General features: G+C 66.7%; 14 protein-coding genes. 8 read left to right on the plus strand and 6 right to left on the minus strand.

Going from position 1 to position 14,838, the window contains the following annotated elements; genetic code table 11:
- Window positions 1-164: 164 nt before the first annotated feature.
- Window positions 165-332, minus strand: a complete 168-nt coding sequence (rpmG, locus tag SP5_RS08190; protein ID WP_007407030.1) for a 50S ribosomal protein L33 — start codon at window positions 330-332, stop codon at window positions 165-167.
- Between the two features lie 181 nt (window positions 333-513).
- On the opposite strand from rpmG, the gene SP5_RS08195 reads away from it, so the two are divergent.
- From SP5_RS08195 to SP5_RS08220, 6 genes are all read left to right on the plus strand, one after another.
- Window positions 514-864: a hypothetical protein gene (locus tag SP5_RS08195; RefSeq protein WP_245613429.1), complete on the plus strand. Its 351-nt coding sequence runs from the start codon at window positions 514-516 to the stop codon at window positions 862-864.
- Entirely contained in the window at window positions 864-1,433 is a 570-nt protein-coding gene (locus SP5_RS18490) for a TMEM165/GDT1 family protein (protein WP_052811464.1), read from the plus strand. Before SP5_RS08195 ends, SP5_RS18490 begins: the two co-directional genes overlap by 1 nt.
- A gap of 102 nt (window positions 1,434-1,535) precedes the next feature.
- On the plus strand, window positions 1,536-2,033 hold the full coding sequence (locus tag SP5_RS08205; protein ID WP_409665373.1) for a Dps family protein: 498 nt from the start codon (window positions 1,536-1,538) through the stop codon (window positions 2,031-2,033).
- Window positions 2,034-2,160: 127 nt separating this feature from the next.
- Complete coding sequence (locus SP5_RS08210) at window positions 2,161-2,541, plus strand: STAS/SEC14 domain-containing protein (RefSeq protein ID WP_042486805.1); 381 nt, start codon at window positions 2,161-2,163, stop codon at window positions 2,539-2,541.
- Window positions 2,542-2,686: 145 nt separating this feature from the next.
- Window positions 2,687-2,872 (plus strand): DUF1328 domain-containing protein, encoded by a 186-nt coding sequence (locus SP5_RS08215; RefSeq protein WP_007407044.1) that lies wholly within the window; start codon window positions 2,687-2,689, stop codon window positions 2,870-2,872.
- Window positions 2,873-2,879: 7 nt separating this feature from the next.
- Window positions 2,880-4,472: a cisplatin damage response ATP-dependent DNA ligase gene (locus SP5_RS08220; protein ID WP_042486809.1), complete on the plus strand. Its 1,593-nt coding sequence runs from the start codon at window positions 2,880-2,882 to the stop codon at window positions 4,470-4,472.
- A 140-nt stretch (window positions 4,473-4,612) separates the two neighbouring features.
- On the opposite strand, the gene murA is transcribed toward SP5_RS08220, so the two are convergent.
- A complete protein-coding gene (gene murA / locus SP5_RS08225; RefSeq protein ID WP_042486812.1) occupies window positions 4,613-5,893 on the minus strand; it encodes a UDP-N-acetylglucosamine 1-carboxyvinyltransferase in 1,281 nt (426 codons plus the stop codon).
- 126 nt (window positions 5,894-6,019) lie between these two features.
- Here murA and SP5_RS08230 point away from each other — a divergent pair, with 126 nt between their 5' ends.
- Entirely contained in the window at window positions 6,020-6,793 is a 774-nt protein-coding gene (locus tag SP5_RS08230) for a Crp/Fnr family transcriptional regulator (protein ID WP_245613430.1), read from the plus strand.
- Window positions 6,794-6,824: 31 nt separating this feature from the next.
- Here the strand turns inward: SP5_RS08230 and SP5_RS08235 are convergent, their stop codons facing one another.
- Together SP5_RS08235 and katG are read right to left on the minus strand one after the other, a co-directional pair.
- Complete coding sequence (locus SP5_RS08235; RefSeq protein WP_042486815.1) at window positions 6,825-7,175, minus strand: thiol-disulfide oxidoreductase DCC family protein; 351 nt, start codon at window positions 7,173-7,175, stop codon at window positions 6,825-6,827.
- A 51-nt stretch (window positions 7,176-7,226) separates the two neighbouring features.
- Window positions 7,227-9,488 (minus strand): catalase/peroxidase HPI, encoded by a 2,262-nt coding sequence (gene katG / locus SP5_RS08240; protein WP_042486820.1) that lies wholly within the window; start codon window positions 9,486-9,488, stop codon window positions 7,227-7,229.
- Window positions 9,489-9,824: 336 nt separating this feature from the next.
- Between katG and SP5_RS08245 the strand changes: the two genes are divergently transcribed.
- On the plus strand, window positions 9,825-10,772 hold the full coding sequence (locus SP5_RS08245) for an NAD(P)/FAD-dependent oxidoreductase (protein ID WP_245613431.1): 948 nt from the start codon (window positions 9,825-9,827) through the stop codon (window positions 10,770-10,772).
- A 32-nt stretch (window positions 10,773-10,804) separates the two neighbouring features.
- Here the strand turns inward: SP5_RS08245 and clpS are convergent, their stop codons facing one another.
- Window positions 10,805-11,149: an ATP-dependent Clp protease adapter ClpS gene (clpS, locus tag SP5_RS08250; RefSeq protein ID WP_042486836.1), complete on the minus strand. Its 345-nt coding sequence runs from the start codon at window positions 11,147-11,149 to the stop codon at window positions 10,805-10,807.
- A gap of 310 nt (window positions 11,150-11,459) precedes the next feature.
- Complete coding sequence (locus tag SP5_RS08255) at window positions 11,460-14,753, minus strand: error-prone DNA polymerase (protein WP_042486826.1); 3,294 nt, start codon at window positions 14,751-14,753, stop codon at window positions 11,460-11,462.
- Window positions 14,754-14,838: the final 85 nt, after the last annotated feature.

Raw genomic sequence — 14,838 nt, forward strand, 5'->3', positions numbered from 1 at the left:
GCCACGAGCGATGGCCTCTATGAGACTCCCGCCCTCCCCCCAGCCCCCTCCCGCCTGCGGGAGGGGGAGAAGAAGAACCAACGACAAAAAGCCGCGCGTCCTGTCGGACGGCGGCTTCACGCCTTCAAGCATCACGGGGCGACCCTGGGGTCGCCGCCCGCAAATTACTTGATCTTGGCTTCCTTGAACTCGACATGCTTGCGCACGACCGGGTCGTACTTGTTGAAGCTCAGCTTCTCGGTCTTGGTGCGCGGGTTCTTCTTCGTGACGTAAAAGAAGCCGGTATCAGCCGAGCTGACGAGCTTGATCTTGACGGTGGTCGGCTTGGCCATGACCTGGTTCCTGTATGCGTGAAAAAGCGAAAGCGGCAGCCGGAGCCGCCGCTATATAAGGGCCGCCCATGGCCCATGCCCCCGCATGAGTCAAGCATTTCACCCCATTTAAGCCCCTCTTTACGGGCAACAGCCTATGGAAACGGTGCCACTTCCCGCTATCGGGGCGGGCATGAGAGGGATGACCATCAGGATGGAGCCGCGCGAATCACCCCATGCGGGCATCAGCCCCGCCGAGATTCGCGACCAGCTCTGTGCCCGAATCGCCGCGCTCGACGTGTCCGCCCCCTATGCGCGGGCGCACGAACTGATCGACGGGGTGGAGGCTATCCGCCGCATCGCCCATCGCCACGGGTTGGTCCCCGCCGTCACCGTCACCCATTTCATCGACCGCGCGCTGATGCGGCAGGATGTCCCCGCGCCCGTCCATGGCTGGTTCGCGATCCTGAACGATGCCGTCGCCAGCGAGCGGCAGGATTGGCAGGCCGCCAACGCCTTTGCCCAGACCTGTTCGGTCCGCCTGGCCGGCTGATGGATGCGTTGATGATCGTGCTGGTCGCCACGCTGCTGTCCCAGGCGGGCGGGCGGCTGAGCGGTTTTGCCGAAAGGCTGGCGGAACGGACGGACAGTGCCCTGCCGGTCCTGGCGGGTGTCATGCTGGCGCAGGGATTGCTGGCGGCGGTGGCGATTCGCATCGGCATGGTGCTGGGGCCGCAGGTGACACCGGAAACGCGCAGCCTGTTGCTGGCGGTCGCGCTGGTGCTGGTGGGCATCGGCATGATGGGGCGACTGCCGCGCGCGGGTTCGCCCTTCGGCTCGGTTCGCCTGGGGGTGTTCGGCACCGCCCTGCTGGGGGCGGGCACGATCCTGCTGATGGAATCGGGCCTTGTGCTGGTCGCGGTCGCCGCCGCACGCTCGCCCCTGCCCTGGGCGGCCTGGCCGGGCGCGATGCTGGGGATGCTCGGGGCGCTGATACCGGCGATCCTGCTGGGCGCGCGCGAGTGGCGACGGCTGGCCTGGCGACCGATCCGGATGACGGGCGGCGCGATCATGATCCTGATCGGCATCGTCATCGCGCTTTCGGCCAAGGGATTGATCTAGGCGGTCGATCAGACAGCGCAGGCTTTGTCCATGGACAGCGGGGGAGCCATTGGGCCATCGGATCGTTATCGCAACGATCCTCAAGTCAGCGGGAGCATGTCCATGTCCGATATCAACCCGGCACTCGATACGCCGACCGACCTCAACCGCAACGCCACCGCCAGCGTCGCCGACGCCCTGAACGGCGCGCTGGCCGATTGCTATGCGCTCTATCTGAAGACCAAGAACTTCCACTGGCACGTCTCCGGCCCGCATTTCCGCGACTATCACCTGATGCTCGACGATCAGGCCGCGCAGATCCTGGGCGTGACCGACGCCATTGCCGAGCGCGTCCGCAAGACCGGCAACGTCACGCTGCGCTCGATCGGCGACATCGCGCGCCGCCAGACCATCGTCGACAATGACCGCGAATTCGTGTCGGCCGCCGACATGCTGGTCGAGCTGCGCGACGACAATCTGAAGCTCGTCGAGCGCTTCCGCGCGGTCAAGGATGCCGCCGAAGAGGCCAAGGACAATGCCACCAGCGGCATCGTCGACGAATGGACCGACCAGGCCGAGGAACGTGCCTGGTTCCTGTTCGAAGCAGGCCGCAAGGGCTGAACCGCCCCCAGGCTTTTCAGCAAAGAAGAGCCCCGGTGAAAGCCGGGGCTTTTTTTGTCGAGCGCCGGATCGGCGGGGCGCGGCGAGATTTACCGTCGGTCAAGGAGCGCAACCGTAAGGCCGCGCCATGCGAAGCTCAGCCTACACCGTTCAGTTCCGGCCAGACATCAACCTGCTCGATACCGTCCTGCACGCGGTGCTGACGCTGCCGCAGGCCGAGGCATATATGAACGAGCGTCAAGCCGGCTATGCCGCACATCGATTTGGTCCAGGGCATCTGATGCGGATGGACATGGGGAATTATCCCGCCCAATCGCGCGAGATCGTCGACTATATGGACCGGCGCGTCCGCGATTTTCCCGTTCCCGGCAGAATCGCCGTGGTCACGACCAGTTCGATCGCACGCCTGCAGGTCCAGAGAATGGTCTTTCCGCTGGATGGCAACCGTCGCATCTTCGACGATCGGGACACGGCGCTTGCCTGGCTTCTCGATCACGCTGCGGCCTGACCACAGGATGCTGCGGCCTGGCGACCGATCGCCCCGCAGTCGGGAAATGGCGACAGTTCCCCCCTTTCGCTTCCCCCGCGATCCGTAACCGGAACACCAACCCTCCCCGCCAGTTAACCCCTTATCAGGTCAGGAGGATTACCCCATGCTCAAGCTCGCCATCACCTTCCTCGTCGTCGGACTGATCCTGGGGGCACTCGGTTTCGGCGGCATCGGCGGCGCGTTCGTCGGAATCGCCAAGATCCTGTTCTTCATCGCGATCGCGCTGTTCGTGATCTTCCTGGTGCTCGGGCTGGTCGCGGGCAAGTCGGTGAAGAACGCGATCGACTGATCCCCCTATGCGCGAATTCGCGGGGTTGCTCGATGCGCTGATCTATACACGCTCGCGCAACGCCAAGCTGAAGCTGGTCGCGGATTACCTTGCCGCCACGCCCGATCCCGACCGGGGTTGGGCGATGGCGGCACTGACCGGTGATCTCGATCTGCCCGGCGTCAAGCCCGCGCTGATCCGCGCTTTGATCGAACAGCGGGTCGATCCCGTGCTGTTCCGCATGAGCCGCGACTATGTCGGCGACACGGCCGAGACGGTCGCCCTGCTCTGGCCCGCGCCCGACCGGCCGGTCGATCCCGAACCCCTGTCGGTCAGCGACGTGGTCGAGCGGTTGCGGCACCTGTCGCGCTCCGACGCGCCTGCCGTGCTGGCCGACATGCTCGACCGGTCGACCGCGGAGGAGCGATTCGCCCTGCTGAAGATGGCGACGGGGGGCCTGCGCATCGGCCTGTCCGCACGGCTGGCCAAGACCGCTTTTGCGCAACATTTCGGGCTGGACGTCGAAGCGGTGGAAGAGGTCTGGCACGGCCTCTCCCCGCCCTATGCCGAACTGTTCGCCTGGGGTGAGGGCACGGGCGAACAGCCGACGCCCGCCGATGTGCCGGTCTTCCGCCCCTTCATGCTTGCACATCCATTGGAGGATTTGCGGGTCGACCTCAACGACTATGCCGCCGAGTGGAAATGGGACGGCATCCGGGTGCAGATCGTCCATGTCGCGGGGCAGACCCGGCTCTACAGCCGGACCGGCGATGACGTGACCCACGCCTTTCCCGATGTCGCGCAGGCCTTTGACGCGGTGGGCGCGGTCGATGGCGAGTTGCTGGTCAAGGGCGAGCATCAGGGCGGCGCGCTGGAGGATGGCGGGGGCGCGGCCAGCTTCAACGCGCTGCAACAAAGGCTGGGGCGCAAGACGGTATCGGCGAAGATGCTGGCCGATTACCCCGCCTTTGTCCGCCTCTACGACATATTGGTCGATGGGACCGAGGATCTCCGCCCCCTCCCCTGGACCGAACGGCGCCAGCGGCTGGAGGCCTTCGCCGCCAGGCTCGACCCCGAGCGGTTCGACGTCAGCGCGGTGATCGAGGCCGAGGATTTCACCGCGCTGGAGGCCCTGCGCGCCACCGCCCGCGATGCCGCGATCGAGGGGGTGATGCTCAAGCGCCGCGATTCGCCCTATAGCGGCGGGCGACGCGTCGGCCTGTGGTACAAATGGAAGCGCGATCCGCTGACCGCCGATTGCGTGATGATGTACGCGCAGCGCGGCAATGGTCGCCGGTCGAGCTACTATAGCGACTATACCTTCGGCTGCTGGACCGAGGAGGGTGAGCTGCTGCCCGTCGGCAAGGCCTATTCGGGGATCACCGACGAGGAACTGCGCCAGCTCGACCGTTTCGTGCGCGCGCATACCGTCCAGCGCTTCGGCCCGGTGCGCGAGGTCGAGAAGACGCTGGTGCTGGAGATCGCGTTCGATTCGATCCACGAGTCGAAACGCCATAAGTCCGGCGTCGCGATGCGCTTCCCCCGGATCGCGCGCATCCGCACCGACAAGCCTGCCGAGGAGGCGGACCGGGTGGACACGCTGAAGCGCCTGGTGACATAGGCATCCTCCCCGGCACGGGGAGGGGGACCGCCGCGAAGCGGTGGTGGAGGGGGATCGCCGCCCAGGAATGCCCTATGAGCATCCCCCCCTCCGTCAGGCCTTCGGCCTGCCACCTCCCCTTGCAGGGGAGGAATGAACGCTTAGTCCCCTACGCGCTCGATATCGGCACCCACGGCGGACAGCTTTTCCTCCAGACGCTCGTAACCACGGTCGAGGTGGTACACACGGGCGACCGACGTTTCGCCCTCGGCGGCCAGGCCCGCCAGGATCAGGCTCATCGAGGCGCGCAGGTCGGTCGCCATCACGGGCGCGCCGGTCAGCTTCTCGACACCCTTCACCATCGCGGTGCGGCCATGGACCTGGATATCCGCGCCCATGCGCGCCAGCTCGGGCACGTGCATGTAGCGGTTCTCGAAGATCGTCTCGGTCAGGGTGCTGGTGCCCTGCGCCTTGCACAGCATCGCCATGAACTGCGCCTGCATGTCGGTGGCGAAGCCCGGATAGGGCGCGGTCGACAGGGTCAGCGGCTGGAGCGGGCCATCGGCCTTCACCCGGATCGAATCACGGCTTTCCTCGACGGTCACGCCCGCCTCGACCAGCGCGGACAATGTGGCGCGCATGTCGTCGGCACAGGCCCCGACCAGTTCCAGGTCGCCGCCGGTGATCGCGGCGGCGCAGGCATAGCTGCCCGCCTCGATCCGGTCGGGCATCACCGAATAGGTCGCGCCGTGCAGCCGGTCGACACCCTCGATGGTCAGCGTCTCGGTGCCGACGCCGTCGATCCGCGCACCCATCGCGATCAGCAACCGGCAAAGGTCGACGATCTCCGGCTCGCGCGCGGCATTGCCCAGCACCGAGGTGCCCTTGGCGGTGACCGCGGCCATCAGCGCGTTCTCGGTCGCACCGACCGACACCACCGGGAAGGTGTAGCGCCCACCCGACAGGCGGCCGCCCGGCGCGCTGGCCTTGACGTAACCGGCGGTCAGCTCGATTTCCGCGCCCAGCGCTTCCAGCGCCTTCAGGTGCAGGTCGATCGGGCGGTTGCCGATCGCGCAGCCGCCAGGCAGCGACACCCGCGCCTCGCCCATGCGTGCCAGGATGGGGCCGAGCACCAGGATCGACGCGCGCATCTTGCGCACGATGTCATAGGGGGCCTCGGTCGAGAAGAGCTGGCCCGCACGGATCGTCATGACCCGGCCGAAATCCTCCGGGCGCGTGCCCTCGACCCGTGTCGACGCGCCGATCTGGTTCAGCAGATGGCCGAACCCGTCGACATCGGCCAGACGCGGCAGGTTGCGCAGCGTGACCGGTTCGTCGGTCAGGATCGCGCAAGGCATCAGGGTGAGCGCGGCGTTCTTCGCGCCCGAGATCTTCAGGCGGCCCGACAGCCGGTTGCCGCCGCGAATAAGGATACGGTCCATAGACCGGCCCTCCTAGCGGACGCACGCGCCACCGCCAAGGGTCCCGCCCTTCGCCGCCTGTCGAAAGGGATCGAAAAACCAAGAAAATGTCCGGTTGATCGATATTAATGCATGGTCGCACCCTTGGTGGCTAAGGCGTTCGTCCGCTCGGGGGATGAGGTGTCAGTGTCAAATTGCGGGCTTGCTGATCGCCTGGACAAATGGGTTTCGTTGACCCCGGCCGAGCGTGAGGCCTTGGCACGGCTGGAGGATCGGCCAAAGGCGATCCGGCGCGGTGCGGTATTGATGGAGGAACAGGCGCGCAGCGACGAGCTGTTCGTCGTGCAGCAGGGCATGTTGATGTGCTATGTCCTGCTCGACGATGGCAGCCGCCAGGTGGTGCGTTTCCTGTTTCCCGGCGACCTCTTCGCGCTGTCGGCGCTGGTCTATGGCCGCTCGCCCGATACGGTGGTGGCGGTGTCCAACGCGGTCGTCTGTCCCTTCGACCGGAGCCAGATCGCAGGACTGGCGACCGGGCATCCGAGGCTGTTCAGCCTGATCCTGGTGCTCAACCAGATCGAACGGGTCGTCACCACCGACCGGCTGGCGGGGCTGGGCCGCACCTCGGCGCGGGTGCGCGTCGCGACGCTGCTGCTGTCGCTGCGCGGCCAGATGCGTCAGGCGGGCATGGATGTCGGCACCTCCTTTGCGCTCGGCCTGACCCAGGAGGAGATGGGCGACGCGATCGGGCTGACCGCCGTTCACGTCAACCGGATGCTGCGCCAGCTGGAGGACGATGGGCTGATCAAGCGCGAGGGCGGTCATGTCCACCTGCTCGACGAAGCGCGGCTCGTGCGCGAGGCGGACTATATCGACCGGTTCGAGGGGCTGGACCTCAGCTGGCTGCCGCCGGGGCGGTAATTCCATTCCTCCCCTGCAAGGAGAGGAGTGTTCAGGGTCCGGCCCATCTCTGCAATCGAGGGCGGACCTTCAGGAACCGGCGATAACCACGCTCCAGCAGCGCCAGCACCCAAGGCGAGCGCGCCGCCAGACCCAGCGGCCGCAGCAGCGGGATCGCCCGCCACATCGCGGCAAAGGCCGCCGCGCCCGACAGCATCCGCCCATCCTCCCGCGCATGAAAGCGCGCGAGCAGCGTGTCGCGGTCGATCGGGCACTGGTCCGGCCCCTCGCCGCCGATCGCGATAAAATCGATCCGCCCGCGCCGGTCCAGCCGCCGCATCACTGCGATCTCGCGGCGACACAGCGGACAGGCGGCATCATACCAGACGGTAACGGTCGTCATGCCCCTCTCTCCAGCAAGGGCGGCCCGATCACGACCGGGCCGCCTCCACCATCAGAAAAGATCCGCGGTCATCACCTTGTTCCAGACCTTCACGAAGTCGCGGACCATGCGGGGATGGCCGTCCTCGGCAGCATAGAATTCCGCGATGTTGCGCAGCTGCGAGTTGGCCCCGAAGACCAGGTCGTTGCGCGTAGCGGTGTAGCGCGTCTCACGACTGTCCCGATCGTCCAGCGTGAAGCGCAAGCCTGCTTCGTCCTGCCTGGTCCAGACATAGTCCATGCTGGTCAGTACCTGGAAGAAATCGTTGCTCAGCACGCCCACCCGGTCGGAGAACACGCCCGCCTCGCTCTCGTCCCAATTCGCGCCCAGCGCGCGCAGCCCGCCGGTCAGCACCACCCATTCGGGCGCACTGAGCTTCAGGAGCGCCGCCTTGTTGAGGAACAGTTCCTCCGGCGCGACGCGGCCCGCCGTCACTTCGGCAAAGTGATCGTCGACATAGTTGCGGAAACCGTCGACCACCGGCTTCAACCATTCGAAGCTGTCGGCATCGGTCAGTTCGTCGGTCGTGTCGCGACGCCCGGCGGTGAAGGGCACCTCCAGCGCGACACCCGCATCCGCCGCCGCCTTCTCCACGGCCGCGCAACCGCCCAGCACGATCAGGTCGGCCAGCGACACGCGCTTGCCGCTGCTCGCGCCGTCGTTGAACGCGCCCATGATCTCACGAAGCTTGGCGATGACGGGCACGGTGCGGCGATTGACCGCCCAGTCCTTTTGCGGGGCGAGCGCCAGCCGCGCGCCGTTCGCACCGCCGCGCTTGTCGCTGTCCCGGTACGTGACCGCCGCGGAAAAGGCGGTGAAGGCCAGGTCCGACACCAACAGGCCGCTGTCCAGGATCCGCTGCTTCAATTGCGCGATGTCGGCAGCGTCGATCAGCTCGTAATCGCGTTCGGGAATCGGGTCCTGCCAGAGCAGGTCGGGCTCGATCGTGACCTCGGGTCCGACATAGCGTTCGCGCGGCCCCATGTCGCGGTGCGTCAGCTTGTACCACGCCTTGGAGAATTGCTCGGTGAAATAGTCGAAGTCCTTGAGGAACCGCTCGCAGATCGGGCGATAGACGGGATCGACCTTCAGCGCGATGTCGCTGGTCATCATCATCAGCGCATGGCTCTTGCCCTCGATATGCGCGTCGGGGGTGCGCGGCGCGTCACCGCTGACCGGCGTCCATTGCAGTGCGCCCGCAGGACTCCGGGTCTGTTCCCATTCCAGTCCGAGCAGGTTTTCGAGATAGCTGTTGTCCCACTGGGTCGGGTTCTGGGTCCAGCTGCCCTCGATGCCGTTGGTCATCGTGAACTCGGCATTGCCGGTGCCTTCGGGGTTGTGCCAGCCCAGCCCCATCTCCTCGATCGCGGCGATCTCGGGCGGCGCGCCGATCCGGTCGGCCTTCACCATGCCATGGCTCTTGCCGAAGGCATGGCCGCCCGCGATCAGCGCCACCGTCTCCTCGTCGTTCATCGCCATGCGGGTGAACGTGATGCGGATGTCGCGTGCCGAGGCCATCGGATCACCGCTGGCATAAGGCCCTTCGGGGTTCACATAGATGAGCGACTGGTGCGAGGCGGCGAGCGGCTGCTCCAGATCGTAATCGGCGTCACCATTCTGGCCGCGCCAGCGCTTGTCGCGGTTGACCATCTCGTCGAAGCTGTCGACCTTGGTCATGTCGAAGACTTCGGGACCCCAATAGGTCGCGTCGTCGGCTTCCCACGCATCCTCGCGTCCGCCGCCGAAACCATAGGTCGGCAGCCCCATGATCTCGAGCGAGCAATTGCCGGTCAGGACGATCAGGTCCGCCCAGGACAGCGCGGCGCCATATTTCTGCTTGATCGGCCAGAGCAGGCGGCGCGACTTGTCGACATTGCCATTGTCCCACCAGCTGTTGATCGGTGCGAAACGCTGCATCGCCTCGCCTGCCCCGCCGCGCCCGTCGGCGATGCGATAGCTGCCCGCCGAGTGCCACGACATGCGGATCATCTGCGGCCCGTAATTGCCATAGTCGGACGGCCACCACGCGACCGAGCTGGTCAGGAAGCGCTTGATCTCGGCCTTCAGCGCATCGAGGTCGATCTTGGCGAATTCGGCGCGATAGTCGAAATCCTCCCCCAGCGGATTGGCGCGGGGGCCATGGCGGTGCAGCTGCTCGACCCGCAGGCGATTGGGATACCATTCGGCCAGCGTCGGCGGCGTGGTGAAGGCGCCGCCGATCCGGTCGCCGCCAAAGGGGCACTTGCCTTCGAGTACCGTCTTATAGTCTTCCATGCCGCAAGCTCTCCGGGTTCGTCTGGTAAAAAGGTTGGGCGTACAAAGACCTGGCGAGCCACAGGCCCACCGGCACGCCCATCGGGCGGGATCATGTCGCGTCTGTCATGGACATAGGCGGCGTGAGGTCTTCCCCTGAGCGGAAGGAACCGCCGCTCGTCATGCCCCATAACGTCGGGCATTCCCGGTCGATCCTTGACCAGACCACCCCGCATTCAAAAAAGATAGCATGGATCAGCTTTGATACTTGGCGCGATCGGGGGGCAGTTCACCGATGAGACGGATCGATCCCCGGTCCCGGGGCGTATCGTCGGATTGCGCGTGATGCGGTGAATCATGAGGGAACGGGATATGGCCGGATCGGCGGCGATCATCGGCGCAGGGATAGCGGGCCTGGCCTGCGCCTCACGCCTGACCGAGGCGGGATGGCAGGTCACGCTGTTCGACAAGGGACGCGGACCCGGCGGCCGCATGGCGAGCAAGGTGGTGACGGCGCAGGGCCTGCGCTTCGCCTTCGATTATGGCGCGCAATATCTGACCGCGCGGGACCCGGCCTTTATTGCGCAGGTCGTGGATTGGGAACGGCAGGGTGTGGTCGCGCGGTGGCCCGCCATGGATGACGATGCCTGGGTCGGGGTGCCGGGGATGAACGCGCCCGTCACGCATATGGCGGCGGCGCTCGACGTTCGCTGGTCGATGCATATCCGCGCATTGCGCCGCGATGCGGACGGATGGCGGCTGCTCCATGACGAGATGACCGAGGGACCGTTCGATGTGGTGATACTGGCGCTCCCCGCCGAGCAGACGGCCGGCCTTGCCGCACCGATCGATCCGGCGCTGGCCGAACTGGCGCGCGCGCATCCCTCCGACCCGTGCTGGACCGTGCTGCTGGGGTTCGACACCGGCTTCTCGGCACCGGATACCCTGTCCGCCGCCGACCCCATCGACTGGGCCGCACGCAATCGCGCCAAGCCGGGACGCAAGGGCGGCGAGGCCTGGACCATCCATGCCACGGCCGACTGGTCGCGGCGCCATGTCGAAAGCGACCGCACCTCCGTCACCGCCTCGCTGCTGCGCGCGCTGGAGGAACGGGTCGGCACATTGCCCGTGCCGGTCCATGCGACCGCGCACCGCTGGCGTTACGCGCGCTCGGGCAAGGCGGGTGCCGGGGCCTATCATCAGGCCGAGCCGCGGCTGGCGGCCTGTGGCGACTGGCTGGTCGCCCCACGGGTGGAGAGCGCCTGGCTGTCCGGGCGGCAAGCGGCGGATCTGGTGATGGCCTGATCCTCTCCGTGCCGGAGAGGAGTGAAGAAGACTTACGCCTTCTCCAGCGTACACTGAAGCGGATGCTGGTTGGCGCGGGCGAAGTCGATCACCTGCGCCACCTTGGTCTCGGCGACCTCATAGGAGAACACGCCGCACACCCCCACGCCCCGCTGGTGGACGTGCAGCATCACGCGGGTCGCATCGTCCATGCTCATCCGGAAGAAACGCTGAAGGCACAGCACGACGAATTCCATCGGCGTGTAATCGTCGTTCAGCATCAGCACGCGGTACGGCGTCGGCTGCTTGGTGCGCGTGCGGGTCCGCGTCGCGACGCCCAGGCCGTTGCCCTCGTCATCGCCATGATCGGGGCCTTGCCCGGGACCATTGCCGGCCATTCCCAGAGGATGGGTGAGGGTGTCGCTGTTCTGGGCCATGGGCATAAAATATGGCATGGCGGGGGGTGCGCACAAGCCCTTGGGGACAGGGTCGATCGTATAAATCGGTACGTCCGGGCGGGAATGTCCCACACCCTCCTTTCTCTGCAGGACAGGGCGAGGCCACCCTTCCCTCGCCCCTCTCTGAGGGGAGAGGGTTAGCAAAACAATCCGAATGGCAATTGCCCCTGGAGTCGAAAACGATCAACTCTGCTCACCCCTCCCCTTCAGGGGAGGGGCTAAAACCGTGCAATGCTGATCGCTTTCAACTCTAATGGAAATCCCGTGATCGCGGCAGCAGGCGGACATCGCGGGGATGGACGCCACGCGGTGCCGGAGCCCCACGCGGATCGTGGGAGCGGGTGGCGGCGGCGGGCACGTCCTCCAGCCGGGCCAGCATCGCGCTGCGATCCTCGACGCCAGCGGTCATCAGATGGACCACACCCTCCTCACTGCGCTGGACGACGCCATGGATCAGCATCAGTCGCGAGGCCATCACCGCGCGCCGGTTCGCCTCGAAATCGCGCGCCCATAGCAGCGCGTTGACGATGCCCGTCTCGTCCTCGATCGTGACGAAGATCGCATTGCCCTTGCCCGGCCGCTGGCGGACCAGCACCACCCCCGCCACCTTGGCCCGCCGCCCATCGGCCAGATGGTGGAGGTCGGCGGCGCAGAGCACCCCCTCCCCCGCCAGTTCGCGGCGCAGGAACGCCATGGGATGGCCCTTCAGCGACAGTCGCATCGCCCGGTAATCGGCGCTGACCTGTTCGGCCAGCGGCATGGGCGGCAGCGCGACAGCGGGTTCGGCGGCCATTTCGGGGGCCGCCATCGCGGCGAACAGCGGCAGTTGCGCCGACTTCATCCGCCGCGCCTCCCACTGCCCCTCGCGCCGTCCGCTGCCCAGCGAGCGATAGGCATCGGCCTGCGCCAGCAGGTCGAGCGCACGGCGCGGCAGCTGCGCCCGGATCGCGACCGACTCGATGGTCTCATAGGGGGCGTGATCCGCAATGTCCGTGCCCCAGGCCTCGCGAAAGCTATCGACCTGCCGAAAGCCCAGGCGCAGCGCGAACCGGCCATCCTCTCGCCGCTCCAGCCGATTGTCCCAGCCACTGAAATTCACATCGACCGGCCGCACCTCGACCCCGCCATTCTCGCGCGCGTCGCGGACCAGCTGGGCGGGCGCATAGAATCCCATGGGCTGCGCATTCAGCAGCGCACAGGTGAAGATCGCGGGCTGGTGGCGTTTCAGCCAGGCCGAAACATAGACCAGCCGCGCGAAGGACAGCGCATGGCTTTCGGGAAAGCCGTAAGAGCCGAACCCCTCGATCTGCTTGAAACAGCGTTCGGCGAATTCGGGATCATAGCCGCGCGCCACCATGCCGCCGACCATCTTCTGCTGGAAATTGTCCATCCCCCCGACCTTGCGGAACGTCGCCATGGCGCGGCGAAGCTGGTTGGCCTCGTCGGGAGTGAACCTGGCGGCGGTGATGGCCAGCTTCATCGCCTGTTCCTGGAACAGCGGTACGCCGTACGTCTTGCCGAGCAGGGCGCGCAGTTCGTCCGCCGGGCCGTGATCGGGATGCGGCGAGGGATAGGTCACTGCCTCCTTTTGCGCCCGCCGCCGCAGATAGGGATGGACCATGTCGCCCTCGATCGGCCCCGGCCGGACGATCGCGACCTGCACGACCAGATCGTAGAATTCGCGTGGCTTCAGCCGGGGCAGCATGTTGATCTGCGCGCGGCTTTCCACCTGGAACACGCCGATGCTGTCGCCCCGTTGCAGCATCCTGTAGACGGCCGGGTCCTCGTCCTGCGCCAGCGTGTCGAGGTCGGGACGCGGCAGCCCGTTCACCGCCATCAGGTCGAACGCCTTGCGGATGCAGGTCAGCATCCCCAGCGCCAATATGTCGACCTTCATGATCTTCAGTTCGTCGATATCGTCCTTGTCCCATTCGATGAAGGTCCGCCCCTCCATCGCGCCGTTATGGATCGGCACCGTCTCGTCCAGCCTTCCCTGGGTCAGCACGAAGCCGCCGACATGCTGCGACAGATGGCGCGGTGCGCCGAGCAGCCGGTCGACCAGCGTGCGCAGCCGGGCGATCTCGGGATTGTCGGGCGAGAAGCCGGTTTCGTGGAACCGCTTTTCCTCGAACTGTTTGGAAAAGCTGCCCCAGACCGTGCTGGTCAGCCTTTGCGTCACATCCTCGCTCAGCCCCAGTGCGCGTCCGACCTCGCGCACCGTGCTGCGCGGGCGGTAATGGATGACGGTGGCGGCGATGGCGGCGCGGTGGCGGCCATAGCGGTCATAGATATACTGGATCACCTCCTCGCGCCGCTCATGCTCGAAATCGATGTCGATATCGGGCGGCTCGCGCCGCTCCTCGGATACGAAGCGCGAGAACAACAGGTCATATCGGACCGGATCGACCGAGGTGACGCCCAGGACCCAGCAGACCGCCGAATTGGCCGCCGATCCGCGCCCCTGGCAGAGAATGGGCGGCTTCCGCGTCCGCGCGAAACGGACGATGTCGTGTACGGTCAGGAAATAATGCGCATAGCCGCACCGGCGGATGAGCGCGAGTTCCTCGTCCAGCAGCGCGCGCAGCTTGGCGGGCACGCCATTCGGATAGCGCTCGGCGGCTTCGCGCCGGACCAGTTCCTCCAGCCAGTCCTGTGCATCCCACCCTCGCGGGATCGGCTCGTCGGGATATTGGTAGGAGATGTGATCCAGCCGGAAGGCGATCCGGTCGAGGATCGCCCTGCTCTGCGCCACCGCGTCCGGCCGGTCGGCGAACAGGCGCGCCATCTCGGCACCGGGTTTCAGATGCCGCTCGGCATTGGCCGCCAGCCGCCGCCCCCCGGTACGGACGGTCAGCCCTTCGCGGATGCAGGTCAGTATATCCTGTACCGGACGGTCGGCCGGTGAGGCGGACAGCGCATCGGTGGTGGCGAGCAGGGGGACGCCCCGCGCCCCGGCCAGCGCGGCATGGGTCATCAGCCGCCGCCGGTCCGCCCCCGATCGCGGCATGGTCACGCCCAGCCAGACCCGCCCCGGCGCCACCGCCACCAGCCGGTCGAGCGTCGCCGCCAGCCCCGGATCGGCGCGCCTCGGGGGCAGCATCGCGTCCGTCATCGGCTCGCAGGGCCGTGCGCTCGACTGGGGGAGCGCGATCAGCAGCAGATCCTCGGCATGACGGGTCAGGTCGCCCAGCCCCAGGATGCAGCCACCCTTGCGCGCGCGCTTGTTGCCCGTCGTGAGCAACCGGGTCAGCCGCCCCCAGCCCGTCCGGTCGACCGGATAGGCGACGATGTCCGGCGTCCCATCGGCAAGGACCAGGCGCGCGCCGACGACCAGTTCGAACGGCGGCATCCGGTCGCCCAGCTTCTCGCGGATTTCCCGCAGCGCCCGGTGTGCCCGCACCACCCCCGCCACCGTGTTGCGGTCGGCAATGCCGATTCCGTCCAGCCCCAGCAGGATCGCCTGCCGGACCATTGCTTCCGCCGAACTTGCGCCGTCGAGGAAGGAATAATGCGTCGCCGCGACCAGTTCGGCGAAGTCCGTCACTTACCCTTATCCTCCCCTGCAAGGGGAGGGGGACCATGCGCAGCATGGTGGAGGGGGCGTGCGGCAAGGAACGTTCCCAGCGGCG

It is taken from the genome of Sphingomonas parapaucimobilis NBRC 15100 (genome assembly GCF_000787715.1).
Classification (GTDB): domain Bacteria; phylum Pseudomonadota; class Alphaproteobacteria; order Sphingomonadales; family Sphingomonadaceae; genus Sphingomonas; species Sphingomonas parapaucimobilis.

Bases quoted from the DNA above. Each gene is read 5' to 3' on its own strand.
- rpmG (WP_007407030.1), bottom strand. From the start codon at position 332: ATGGCCAAGCCGACCACCGTCAAGATCAAGCTCGTCAGCTCGGCTGAT.
- SP5_RS08195 (WP_245613429.1), top strand. From the start codon at position 514: ATGACCATCAGGATGGAGCCGCGCGAATCACCCCATGCGGGCATCAGC.
- SP5_RS18490 (WP_052811464.1), top strand. From the start codon at position 864: ATGGATGCGTTGATGATCGTGCTGGTCGCCACGCTGCTGTCCCAGGCG.
- SP5_RS08205 (WP_409665373.1), top strand. From the start codon at position 1,536: ATGTCCGATATCAACCCGGCACTCGATACGCCGACCGACCTCAACCGC.
- SP5_RS08210 (WP_042486805.1), top strand. From the start codon at position 2,161: ATGCGAAGCTCAGCCTACACCGTTCAGTTCCGGCCAGACATCAACCTG.
- SP5_RS08215 (WP_007407044.1), top strand. From the start codon at position 2,687: ATGCTCAAGCTCGCCATCACCTTCCTCGTCGTCGGACTGATCCTGGGG.
- SP5_RS08220 (WP_042486809.1), top strand. From the start codon at position 2,880: ATGCGCGAATTCGCGGGGTTGCTCGATGCGCTGATCTATACACGCTCG.
- murA (WP_042486812.1), bottom strand. From the start codon at position 5,893: ATGGACCGTATCCTTATTCGCGGCGGCAACCGGCTGTCGGGCCGCCTG.
- SP5_RS08235 (WP_042486815.1), bottom strand. From the start codon at position 7,175: ATGACGACCGTTACCGTCTGGTATGATGCCGCCTGTCCGCTGTGTCGC.
- katG (WP_042486820.1), bottom strand. From the start codon at position 9,488: ATGGAAGACTATAAGACGGTACTCGAAGGCAAGTGCCCCTTTGGCGGC.
- SP5_RS08245 (WP_245613431.1), top strand. From the start codon at position 9,825: ATGAGGGAACGGGATATGGCCGGATCGGCGGCGATCATCGGCGCAGGG.
- clpS (WP_042486836.1), bottom strand. From the start codon at position 11,149: ATGGCCGGCAATGGTCCCGGGCAAGGCCCCGATCATGGCGATGACGAG.